The 11,076-nt window shown below is 72.7% G+C and carries 11 protein-coding genes and 1 pseudogene; 2 read left to right on the forward strand and 10 right to left on the reverse strand.

All coding sequences use genetic code 11. The annotated features are described in order from the left end of the window. Together MFF42_RS17410 and MFF42_RS17415 are read left to right on the forward strand one after the other, a co-directional pair. Positions 1-798, forward strand: a 798-nt coding sequence (locus MFF42_RS17410) for a helix-turn-helix domain-containing protein (protein WP_238256873.1), incomplete at its 5' end; no start/stop codon positions are given. Between the two features lie 161 nt (positions 799-959). Further along, a complete protein-coding gene (locus tag MFF42_RS17415; RefSeq protein WP_373875192.1) occupies positions 960-1,223 on the forward strand; it encodes a hypothetical protein in 264 nt (87 codons plus the stop codon). Positions 1,224-1,239: 16 nt separating this feature from the next. Here MFF42_RS17415 and MFF42_RS17420 read toward each other — a convergent pair whose 3' ends face one another. The 10 genes and pseudogenes from MFF42_RS17420 to MFF42_RS26495 form a co-directional block, all read right to left on the reverse strand. Continuing rightward, positions 1,240-1,494, reverse strand: a complete 255-nt coding sequence (locus MFF42_RS17420) for a hypothetical protein (RefSeq protein ID WP_238256874.1) — start codon at positions 1,492-1,494, stop codon at positions 1,240-1,242. A 161-nt stretch (positions 1,495-1,655) separates the two neighbouring features. Then, positions 1,656-2,048: a hypothetical protein gene (locus MFF42_RS17425; protein WP_238256875.1), complete on the reverse strand. Its 393-nt coding sequence runs from the start codon at positions 2,046-2,048 to the stop codon at positions 1,656-1,658. Positions 2,049-2,090: 42 nt separating this feature from the next. Continuing rightward, positions 2,091-5,486, reverse strand: coding sequence for a DUF4781 domain-containing protein (locus MFF42_RS17430; protein ID WP_238256876.1), 3,396 nt, complete (start codon positions 5,484-5,486; stop codon positions 2,091-2,093). An 81-nt stretch (positions 5,487-5,567) separates the two neighbouring features. Further along, the gene (gene sctV / locus MFF42_RS17435) at positions 5,568-7,706 is read right to left on the reverse strand and encodes a type III secretion system export apparatus subunit SctV (protein ID WP_238256877.1); all 2,139 of its coding nucleotides are present in this window, start codon (positions 7,704-7,706) and stop codon (positions 5,568-5,570) included. Next, the gene (locus MFF42_RS17440; protein WP_238256878.1) at positions 7,703-8,176 is read right to left on the reverse strand and encodes a tetratricopeptide repeat protein; all 474 of its coding nucleotides are present in this window, start codon (positions 8,174-8,176) and stop codon (positions 7,703-7,705) included. Before MFF42_RS17440 ends, sctV begins: the two co-directional genes overlap by 4 nt. 5 nt (positions 8,177-8,181) lie before the next feature. After that, positions 8,182-8,724 (reverse strand): hypothetical protein, encoded by a 543-nt coding sequence (locus MFF42_RS17445; protein ID WP_238256879.1) that lies wholly within the window; start codon positions 8,722-8,724, stop codon positions 8,182-8,184. A gap of 25 nt (positions 8,725-8,749) precedes the next feature. Next, entirely contained in the window at positions 8,750-9,778 is a 1,029-nt protein-coding gene (locus tag MFF42_RS17450; RefSeq protein ID WP_238256880.1) for a SctD/MshK family protein, read from the reverse strand. Positions 9,779-9,859: 81 nt separating this feature from the next. Next, positions 9,860-10,093 carry a hypothetical protein gene (locus MFF42_RS17455; RefSeq protein ID WP_238256881.1) on the reverse strand — a complete coding sequence of 78 codons (234 nt, stop codon included), beginning with the start codon at positions 10,091-10,093 and terminating at the stop codon, positions 9,860-9,862. 86 nt (positions 10,094-10,179) lie between these two features. Beyond that, entirely contained in the window at positions 10,180-10,398 is a 219-nt protein-coding gene (locus tag MFF42_RS17460; RefSeq protein ID WP_238256882.1) for a hypothetical protein, read from the reverse strand. Between the two features lie 574 nt (positions 10,399-10,972). Then, positions 10,973-11,076 (reverse strand): annotated as a pseudogene (locus MFF42_RS26495) (cobaltochelatase subunit CobN); the annotation flags it as partial.

Here is an 11,076-nt window from a genome sequence, read left to right on the forward strand (position 1 = left end):
GGCGAAGCTGCCCGTCCGCATCGGACGGGCAGCTTCGCCTTCGTCAGCCGGGCCGCCCTCAACTGCGAGACCCTGCGGGAGGCGGTCCACCTCGCACTCAACTTTTTCTCGCTCATGCTCGACGGCATGAACGGCCGGCTGATCGAGGAGGATGGGGTCGCCTACCTGACTTTGTCGCAATCGCCCGATTTCCGCCGACCCTTCACCTACTTCGCCTATTGGCTCATCCTTCACGGCCTGATGTGCTTCCTCGTGAAGCAGAGGATACCGGTGCTCGCCATCGACGTCGTGCCGGCGGCGCCCGATTTCTGCGCGGATTACCGGGTCCTCTTCTCCGACGAGATTCGGTTTTCCCAGGCCGAGAACCGCCTCATCGTCGCGAGCCACATCCTCGACCGACCGGTCCGAGCGACCAAGGCCGACCGCGACGCCTTCCTTCAGCGAGCCCCGGCCAATATCCTCGTCAAATACCGCAACGACGCCGGCACCGTCGCGAAGATCAAGTCTCTCCTGCGATCCCTCGACCCCGATGACTGGCCGGACTTCGACGACGTCGCGCGGCGTTTCGAGCTGTCGGCGTCGACGTTGCGCCGCCGTATCGAGGCGGAAGGGCAATCGTTTCAGGAGATCAAGGACACCGTCCGGAAGGAGATCGCGGTGCATCTCCTGCGCACGACGAGCCTGAGCCTGGCGGCGGTGGCCGAGGCTGCCGGCTTCTCCGAAGCCAGCTCGTTCGTTCGCGCTTTCCGGAAATGGACGGGGGTGAACCCCGGCGCCTATCGGTGCCAGGCCAAGTGAGCGCCGTCCGCCGCTCCAGCCTGAATTCACGCCGGGAGACTGTTATTTGATTGTCATGCTAGACTGTCGGGCGTCGAAGAACCCCGAGCCGCGCGGCCGGCATGAGGGGCAACAGGTGCGATATGGCCTCGATAGCAGAGATTGCGGAGACCCTGCGTGGCGTGGCCACCAGCGGCATGAAACCCAAGGCGGTCCTCGCCGCCGTGCGTGAGCGGCATCCGGAGGTGACCAAGAAGGAGGTCGTCCGCGCAGCCTTCTACGCGCTGACGGAGAGCCACGGCAGCAACCCCGAGCATCTCGGCGATCTGCACAGCTTCGCCCTGACGGAGCGTGCCACCGAGGAGGACGAGCCGGTGAAAACCGGAAAGCTGCGCCGGAAGAAGCAGGACGGCAAGGCCGCGCCGGAGCGTCCGGCCGCCCGCTGAGAGTCGACGGACGCGGTCAGGCGGGGCGTGCCAGCCGCTCCTGACGGCGTTCGACGCTGCGGCAGACGAAGCGACCGAACGGTGTGCCGCCGGTCCTGCGGTTGCGGCTGACTTCCTGCAGGACCGCTTCCAGCGCCACGATGCGCTCGCTCGGCTTGCGGTAGGCCCGTTCCAGCTCGTCCAGGACGGCATCGACCCGGTCCGCGACGGTGCTGTCGGGCACGGCGGAGAGATGATCGACCGTGTGGAGGCAGCGGCTCACGGGGGTCATGCGTCTTGTCTTAGATCGGCGCGCGCGACTGTCCAGCAACTTTAGCCGGTTAAGTGAATCCGGAGCATACCGACCGGGACAAGGCGTGGCCGGACGATGCCGCGGGCGCGTTGGATCGCCGAGCCGCCCCCGGTCGGCATGATCGTCACCCGCGCGCCGCGTCACGGCTTCGGCCGCAACTCCTCGGGCTTGGTCTCGAAGTTGCGCGGCGTCACGTCCCAGCGGTGCGGGTCCTCGTACTCGAACTGGAAGGTGGCCTTCATCTCCGGCCGGCGGATCTGGAACAGGGCCGCCCGCCAGGGACGCTTGGTCGGGTTGTCCTGCTGCATCGCGTCGCGCAGGCGCTCGAAGGCGTCGAAGATGCCGTTGTCGTCGGGCAGTTCCGGCGTCGCCTTGCCGGCCGCGTCGTAGACGTAGCCGCTCATCGACGGCGCGCCGTCGAGGACGACGACGAGCGACAGCGACTGCCAGTCATGGGCGCCGATCTGCTCGTCCTGAACGATCAGGCGGCCCACCTCGTGGACGAGGTCGGTCGGGGGATGGATGTCGCCCATGCCGTGTCGCACTCCTCTTCGTCCCTGCCCGTACGGGCGCGTCTACTGACCCAGGATCCGCTCGCGCATCAACCGCTGCAGCTCGGCGGGGTTGGCCGCCGCGTATTCCTGCTGGAGCGGGCGGTACTGGGCGTTGGTGTCGTTGTCGAACTTGTAGCGCTTCTTCAGGATCGGCGTCGGCGGATCGCCGGGCTTGAACACCTGATACTCGACGAAGACCTTGTCGGGGCGGTGGTCGGCGCCCCATCCGTTCTCGGTCCGGGCGCTCGCGTTGAAGGACGGGTTGTCGCCGACCGCCACGCGGTAGCGGACCTCGGCGCCCGCCTCCAGCCAGCCCGCGACGTCGTCCTCCAGCATGCGGAAGTCCTGCTGGTTGAAGCGGGCGTTCTGCGGGAAGAGGTTGGCGAGCCCCATGTCGCCGAAGAAGCGGTGGCCGATGCCGTGGCCGCCGTCGTCGACGCGGGTGAGGTCGTAGACCTCCTTGCCCTTGGCATTGGTGATCTTGGCCTCGTCCGTGCGCCCGTTGCCGCCCTCGCGGCTGACCGCGCTGGTCAGGCCGCTCTCGGTCGAGGAGCGCTTCTTCCCGTGGCTCAGGTCGGTGATGTAGGCGTCCGCGACCTTGAGCTGGCCCTCGCCGTCGAGATGCCAGGTCGCGGAAAAGTTCTCGGTGTCGACCGCGACGGTCTCGTTGCGCAGGTTGGCCCGCGCCGTCCGGACATCCTCGGCGGTCTTGAGGCGCTTGGGGTTGTTGAGCGCGTCGTCGACGGCGAGCCGCTTGGTGTTGCGGGCGTCGATCGTCGCCGCCGACGGGTCGCGCACGAAGGAGGAGACCTCCCCCGACAACGCGTCGAGATGGGCGCGGTCGACGGTGTTGGCGTGCTCGATCTCGGCGCGGCGCGCGGGCGTCAGGCCGGGGTCGGCGAGTTCCGCCACCCGCGCGTCGAGGCGCTCGCGCACCTTGGCGATGTCGTGGCGCGCGGCCCAGCCGACGGAGCCCGGCGGGGGGGCGTCCCCGCCAGCGAACAGGCGGCTCACCTGGCCTTCGAGGGTCAGGCTGCGCTGGATGTTCTGGGCCGTGCGCTGGTGGAGCGCGATGTCGGCCGGGCTCGCCTCCGGCCCGTGTCGGATGCCGGTGACGACCCCGCTGCCGTGATCGAAGTCGATCTGCACCGCGTCGCCGCGCAGGGCGGGATCGGCCGCGACCGGGGGCGGGTTGTTGGCCAGGATCTCGTCGCGGACGGTGACCGGATTGAACATGTCGCCGGGATTGCGCGTGCCGGCGGCGCGCATGCCGACCCCCGCGCCGACGCCCCAGAAGCCCATCTGCAGGATCGATTCGATCCGCTGGTCGCCGCTCATCCGGTCCCAGTTGCGGGCGGTCTCGACGCCCTGGTGTGCGACCGCCGCCGTGTCGAGGGCGAAGGCGCCGGCCTGGGTGTAGCCGTGCAGCGAGGCCTCCAGCGGCGCCACGGCCCGGCCCGCCTGGCCGAGCTGCGACAGCCGCGCGGCGCTGCCGAAGGCGCCGACCGAGGCGACGCTCGCCCCGAGATTGAGCCAGAGGCCGCGCGCCTCGGCATCGGTGACCGGGTTGAGCGACTGGCCGTGCTGGCCGCGGTCCACGAGTTCGCTGCCGCTGCGATAGGCGCCCCAGGCGCCCGCACCGACCGCGACCGCGCTGGCGCCCGCCACCACCGCGGGCGTCGCGAGACCGCCGGTGCCGACGATCAGCACGCCGCCCGCGACGATGCCGCCGACGAGCGCGGCCTTGTCCACGACGGACGTGACATGCTCGCCGAAGGTGTCGACGGTCTCCGGCGTGTTGCCCTGGCCGAGGATCACCTTGCCGTCCGCGCCCGCGGTGAGATGGCCGCCCTCCGGATAGACCTGCGTGCCCGGCGGCAGCGTGTTGTTGGTGCGCCAGTCCTCGAAGTCGTCGTAGCGCCGCCCGGTATTGTCGACGTAGCGCTCGGCGCCGGACGGGTCGGTGACGCGGAACAGCGGCAGCTGCACCGGGCCGGTCTTGCCGTCCGAGTAGGTCACGGGCAGGACCGCGACGTTCGCGGGGGCCTCGCCCGCGACCGCGCGGATCTGGTCGGCGACCGCCTTGACCGGCTCGGCGGCCTCGCCGCTGCCGTAGAAGTTGAAGGCGCCGCGCGCGGCCGCCGCCTCGGCCTCGGCCGGATCGGTGCCCGGCGGAAGGGCGGGCGGCATCCCCATGGCGGTGCCGACGGTGTTGTCGAGGTCGGTGCCGGAGAGCGCCACGGGGGCGTCGCCCCGGGCATCGAGATATTGCCGGGCGCTGGCCTGGGCGCTGGGCGAGAGGATCGCCGGGTTGGTCCAGGGATCGTCCGTCTGTGTCAGCGTATCGCCGGTGATCGCGCCGTCCGCCCGGACGGTGGCGAGCGCGTTCACCCGCGTGTCGAGGGACGGGCCGTCCTCGCCGCCCGCACCGAGCAGGCGCTGGCCCTGGTCGGTGGCGAGGATGCCGGTCAGGCGCTCCGCGTCGCGGGCGGCGGCCCCGGCATCGTCCGGGTTCCATTCCCGCGCCAGCGCCGTGCCCATGGCGCCCTGCAACTGCGGATCGAAATAGGCGGAGGCCGGCGTCTCGGCGAAGGCGTTCTGGACGAAGCTGCTGCGCGTCTCGCTCGGGGCGCCCCCGTTCAGCGCCGCGAGGGTACGGCCGAGCGGCGAGCCGCCCTCCGCGGCGATCATCCCGCCGTCCATGATCCCGTCGCGTCCGGCCAGCGTCCGGGCGAAGCCGGCCGCGCCGTCCGGCCCGAGCGCCTCGGTCATCGACCGCAGGCGACCCGCGGCCGCCGGGTCGTCGGCCTCGCCCGCGGCGCGCACCGCGTTGTTGGCGTAGCCCTGCGCGCGGGCGCGGGTCTCCCAGTTCTCGCCGGGCTTTTCCGGATCGAACGGCGTCTCGCGGGTGATCGCCGAGGCGCGGGCGGCGAGGCGCTCGCCGACCAGCGCCCGGCTGTCCGGCGCGTCCTCGAGCGCATCGACGAGGCGGGCGGGCCCGCCCGCGCCGTCGCCGTGACCGGCCTCCCAGCGCGCGATCATCCGGTCGGCGAGGGCCCGCTGCTCGTTGGCGTCCATCGGCCCGAGTTCCGAGCGCCCGGCCAGGGCGTCGCGGACCTTGTCGCTCGAATCGGTGCCGCCGAAGCCGAGAAAGCCGCCGCTGTGGTCGGATTTCTGGTCGGCCCAGTCGGCGATGGCCTTTTCACGCTCGGGCGGGAGGGTGTCGGCGGGGTTGGCGGCCTCGGGCGCGGTCCCGGTGGCCGGCGCGTTCTCGTTGGCGCTCGCGGGGGCGGAACCGCCCTCCGCGGCCGGCTCGGCCGGGGCGGACGGCGAGAACCCCGTCTCGGGCTTCTCCGGCGGCGGAGTCGGTGCGGTCGCGGGCGCGGTCCGCGGGGCGACGGAAGCGGATGAGGCCATCGTCGGTCTCCTCGTGCGAGCGGGGCGCCGCCCCGGGTTGCGTCGGACCCGCCCTAAGGGGCCGGGCCGGGAAGGGGTTGCTCAGCCCGCCGCCGCGGCGGGGGCGCCGGGGCGCGCCTTCACTTGCGCCTTCGGGGCGGGCTTGGCCGGGCTCTGCGGGCGCGACAGGCTGATCGAGCCGACCGGCTGGATCGTGAACTCGTCGGCGAGGTCCTGGTAGGACAGCACCGCGATGGTGATGCCGTTGCGGGAGAGGAAGCCGCGCACGAAGCGGCGGATGTCCATGGAGGCGAGCAGCACCGGGCGCCCGGCCTCGTCCGCCTCGTTGCGGGGACCCAAGCCCTCCTGGATGCGGCGCATCTGGGAGAGCAGAGCCTCCGAGGCGCGCTCGTCGAGGACGAGATAGGGGCCGACCGCGGTGTCGCGCACGGCGGCGCGCACCGCCTCCTCGGCCTCGCGCTCCAGCACGTAGGCGGCGACGACCTTGTGGCCGTTGGCGTGGCGGTGGCAGATCTGGCGCTTGAGGCCGGAGCGGACGTATTCGGTGAGCAGCATCGGGTTCTGCTCGCGCTCGCCCCACTCGGCGAGCGCCTCGAGCAGGATGCGGGTGTTGCGCATCGGGATGCCCTCGTCGAGGAGGCGGCGCAGCACCTCCGCCACCCGCGGCACCGGCACCGAGCGCAGGACCTCCTTGACGAGGTCGCCGTAGCCCGCCTCCATCCGCGCCAGCAGGGCGCGGGTCTCCTGGATGCCGACGAAGCGGCCGGCATGGCGCAGGAGCACACCCCGCACCCGCGCGCCGATCACGCCCGCGGCGTCGTGGTAGCCGATGCCGGCCTCGTCGAGGGCTCCGGCCTGGGACGCCTCGATCAGGACGGCGGCGTCGGCGCCGGCCTCGCGGGTGAAGGGGATGCCGGCGAGTTCGAGATTGGCCGCGTCGTCGTCGAGCACGAGCCGGTCCGGTCGGACATGGCCGCTCTCGACCGGCACGCCCTCGACGTCGAGGCGGAACTCGCCCTCCGCCAGCGTCGGATCGACGGTCGAGCCGACCTCGGGGATCAGCACGCCGAGATCGCTCGACACGGCGCTGCGGGTCTTCGCGATCATCCGGGCGAGCGCCTGCGCGTCGATGCGCTCGATCAGGCCGGGGGCGAGGTTGAGCATCACCGGCACGACCTCGGCCGGCAGGGCGGGCTTCGACGCGCGGCGCGCCTCCTCGGTCTCGGCGTCTTCGGCCTCCGCGGCCTCGGGCGCGGGCCGGGGGCGGAAGCTCGCCGCGGCGAAGGCGGCGGCCAGCACGAGGAAGACCGGGGCCGGGAAGCCGGGGATCGCGGCCATGCCGAGCAGCACGGCGGCGGCGAGCCGCAGGGCGCGCGGATCGGAGACGAGCTGCTCGGCGATGTCGCGGCCCAGCGCGATGTCGCGCCCGCCGGTGACGCGGGTGACGATGGTGCCGGCCGTCAGCGAGAGCAGCAGGGCCGGGATCTGCGAGATCAGCGCGTCGCCGATCGAGAGCAGGGTGTATTCGTGCAGCGCCTGCCCCGCCGGCATGCCGCGGACCAGCATGCCGATGGCGAGCCCGCCGATCATGTTGACCGCGATGACGACGAGGCCGGCGATGGCGTCGCCTTTGACGAACTTCATCGCGCCGTCCATGGCGCCGTAGAGCTGGCTCTCGCGCTCCAGCGTGGCGCGCCGCGCCTTGGCCTGGGCCTGGTCGATGTCGCCGTTCCGCAGTTCCGCGTCGATCGCCATCTGCTTGCCGGGCAGCGCGTCGAGGGTGAAGCGCGCGCCGACCTCGGCCACGCGCTCGGCGCCCTTGGCGATGACGATGAACTGCACCAGCGTGATGATGAGGAACACCACGAGGCCGACGATCAGGTTCCCCGAGATCACGAACTCGCCGAAGGTGCGGATGATCTCGCCCGCGTCGCCCTCGGCCAGGATCAGCCGCGCGGTGGTGATGGTGAGCGCCAGCCGGAACACCGTCGAGATCAGGATGATGCCGGGCAGCGCCGAGAATTCCAGCGGGCTGCGCACGTAGAGCGCCACCATCAGGAGCAGCACCGAGAAGCCGAGATTGAACCCGATCAGCGAATCGACGAGCAGGTGTGGCATCGGCAGCACCATCATCGCGATCGACAGGATCACGACGAGGGCGACGGCGATGTCCGGGCTCGCCGGCAGGCGGCGCAGGAAGCGTTTGGCGGTGACGATCACGCGGCGATCTCCCGGGCGAGGGGTCGGCCAAGGGTCCGGCCGCGGCGGGCGGCGACGAAGCGGCGGAAGGTGGCGCGGCCCTCCTCCAGGCGGTCGGCGAGGCGCAGGGCCTGGCTGCGCAGCAGCAGGAGCGGCGCGGGCGTCTCCCCCTCCCCCGCCTCGATCCGGCGCTCTTCCAGCCGGTCGAGGGCGTCGAGCGCACGAGGCCCGTCGCCGGTGGCGACGTGGGCATAGGCCATGAGGCGCAGGGCGCCCGCGTCGTCGGGCACCTCGCGCAGGACGAGGTCGAGCAGCGTCACGGCCTGGACGCCGTCGCCGACGCCGAGCGCGACGTAGGCCAGCGCGCAGAGGAGGTCGCGCTGCTCGCGGGCGATCAGCGGCGGCCGGTCCTGCGGCGCCGCGGGCAGGCGGGACCGGGCCGGGATCGGCAGGGCGTGAAGGGCTGCGTCGTCGGAATCGGCGTCGAGCATCTGGCTCATCCCTCCACCAGCGCGTTGCGTCCGGCCCGGAGCAGGGCGAGGCGACGCAGCTCGCGATGCACGACGAGCGCGCCCTCGCGCACCACGCCGTCGCCGCCGTCGGCGGCGAGCCCGTCGGCCAGATCCTCCAGCAGCGCCCGGTGGCGCTCGGCCCGCAGCACCTCCGGGTGGTGCAGCCGCGGCATGACGAACCGGAACAGGGCGCGCGACAGGCTCTGCCCCTCGAACCCGTCGGCCGCCGCCGCGCCGGGCGCACCCTCGCTGATCGCGCGCCGCGCCTCGCTCAGGCGCACGCGGGTGACGGCGTCGACGCCGCCGGCCGCGAGCATCGCGTCGATGGCGGAGTCGAGCGGCACGCCCTCCTCGGCCGGCGCGCCCGGCTCGCCGCCGCGGGCGCCCCGCTCGGAGACGCCGTCCGCGCCGCCGACCCGCGCGTCCTCGCCCGCCTGATGGCGGCCGGCGAGGCGCTCGCGCTCCAGGGCGTAGGCGCCCTCCGAGGCGGAGGGGATCGACGAGGTGACGCGGGTGCGGCGGGCCATCGGCGGTTCCTTGTCAAAGAGACTTTCAGAAGCGCATGGCGACGAGGCGGCCGTCGCGCTCCAGCATCACGCGGTCGTGCTCGATCCCGCGGATGGTCCAGCCGCCGTCGACCACGGCGCCGGCGAGGTAGCGCTGGCCGCGCACGACGATGTACGGCTGGGCCCCGCGCCAGACCCCTTCGATGCCCAGCGACGCGGGCAGCTTCTCCGCCTTGACCGCGACGCTGTTGACGAGGGTGACGTCGCCCGCGAAGCGCTCGTCGAACGCCTTCTGCAGGCCTTCCCAGCGGCCGGCGAAAGCCGGTTCGATCGTGCCGGTGGCGGTCACGGCGCCGCCGCTCGCCCGGACATGGACGTTGAGGAGTCCGGCCCCGGCGATGTCGTCCTGCAGCGCCTTGGCCGCCGCCTCGACGGCGACGGGCTTCTGCGGCGCCGACGCCGGACCGGGCACAGCCGCCTTCGCGGCGGCCGGCGGAGCGACCGCGGCGGGAAGAGCTACGGTCGGCGCTGCGGGCATCGTCGCCGCGACGGTCTGGACGTGGGCCTGCGCGGCCTTGTCGGCGCCGTCGATGAGGACGGCGGCCCCCGCGATGGGGTTGGACAACGTGAGCAGCACGGTCACGGCGAGCACGCCCGCCGCGGCGATGCCGGGCACCGCCGGCCGCGCGAGCAGGCGCCGCACCGTGCCGAGCGGGCGGGCGGCGCGGGTCTCCGGGACGCTCGTGCGCGAAACGTCCCAGGCGAGCGCGACGCCGCCGATCTCGACGGTCGCCGGCAGGCGGATCGTGCGCGCGGCGCCCGCCGGCACCGGCCCGATGCCGGTGACCGCGACGCCCGAGGACAATCCCTCGACGCGGATCGTCCGCTCCTGCAGGACCACCGCCGCGTGGACGGGTGCGAAATCGGGCTCCATCAGCAGGATGTCGGCCTCCGGGCCGCTGCCGAGCACCAGCCGGCCCTCGCCGACGTCCTGGGTCACGCCCGCATAGAGTCCCGATTGAATCTCGAGTCGGTAGCCGGCCTGTCCATCACCGGCCTTCACTGCGCTGTCCAAGCTCGCCTCCCCCTGGAATGCCCCTCCTGCCGCGCGGGGCGGGACCGCGCGGTCCCGCCCCGATCGACCGTCCGCGGCCGATTACTGCTGCGGCTTCTCCTTGGCCGCGTTCTGGTCGGTGCCGAGCTTGGCCGAAGCCATGCGCAGCTCCATGCTCTTCTGCTGCTGCTCCTCGCTCACCTGCTTGAGCTGGGCGAGGTTGGACGCGAAGCTGTCGCCGCCACCGCCGGCGGCACCACCCGCGCCGCCCGCTCCGCCGCCGCCCGTCAGGGCACCGACCGCACCACCCACCAGTCCACCGATTCCACCAGCCATGATCATCTCCTCAATCTTGGGTTGAAATTCTCTCCGCGCACGAGCAGCCGCAAGAGACGACTTGAGGCTCCCCGTGAGCGTGCCGGCTACGCGAAGTCCTCTTCGGTCTCCGACATCGCTTGGCTCATCTCGTCCATGGAATCGCCCGCGACCTGCATGGCGAACTGGCCGAGCGCGTCCTCGAAGGCCTTCGCCTGACCGGCATCGCCTCCGCCGCCGAGGGCTCCCCCGATCGCGCCGCCGATGAGGCCGCCGACCGGACCGCCGAGGGCGGTTCCCGCGATGTTCCCGAGTGCTTCGAACATCGTCCCTCCTCCTGCGGCCCGTTCCCGATGCCCTTGGACGAGCGGGACGGGCCGGTTCACGCATCGGGCCGGAGCGCCCGCACGGGGCGCGACGGTCCGGCACCAGAGTGGCGGCCCGCGAGCGTCGGGAACGAGCCCCGGCGACCGCGGCGGCGCCACGGGTCGGGACGCTAGGCAGGCGAGCTTTCGAGAACCTGACGGGGATTTTTTCGCGGCGATTTCAGGCGGTGCGATCGCCGGCGCGCGCGAAGAAGGCGCGTCGGAACAGCGACTTGAGGCGTCTCACACAATATCCGGTCGATCGCCTCGGCTCGACGTGCGTCATCCCTCCGGCGTCGCCGCGCGACGACGGCGTGCATCGGAATCCGGGCCGATCAACCGGACAGGCAGGGCCTTGCCGGATCGCGCAAGGCGCGCGGGCGTCGCCCCGTTCCGGTCAGGGCCGCGGGGGCGCGACGCCGGCGGGGGCCGGGACGGCCGGAGCGGGAGCACCGGGCGCCGAGACCGGTGCGGCGAGCGCTGCGGCGGCGGGCGCCGCGCCCGTTGCGCCGCGGGGGGCCGGCTCCGATTCGGGGCCGATCAGCCGCTCGGGCCAGCACGTCCCCGACAAACCGGTCTGCTTGCCGGGCATGAATTCCAGCGCGCCGTGCGTGCCGAAATGCAGCACCGCGTCGGCGG

The organism is Methylorubrum podarium (assembly GCF_022179745.1).
In the GTDB taxonomy this organism is placed as follows: domain Bacteria; phylum Pseudomonadota; class Alphaproteobacteria; order Rhizobiales; family Beijerinckiaceae; genus Methylobacterium; species Methylobacterium podarium.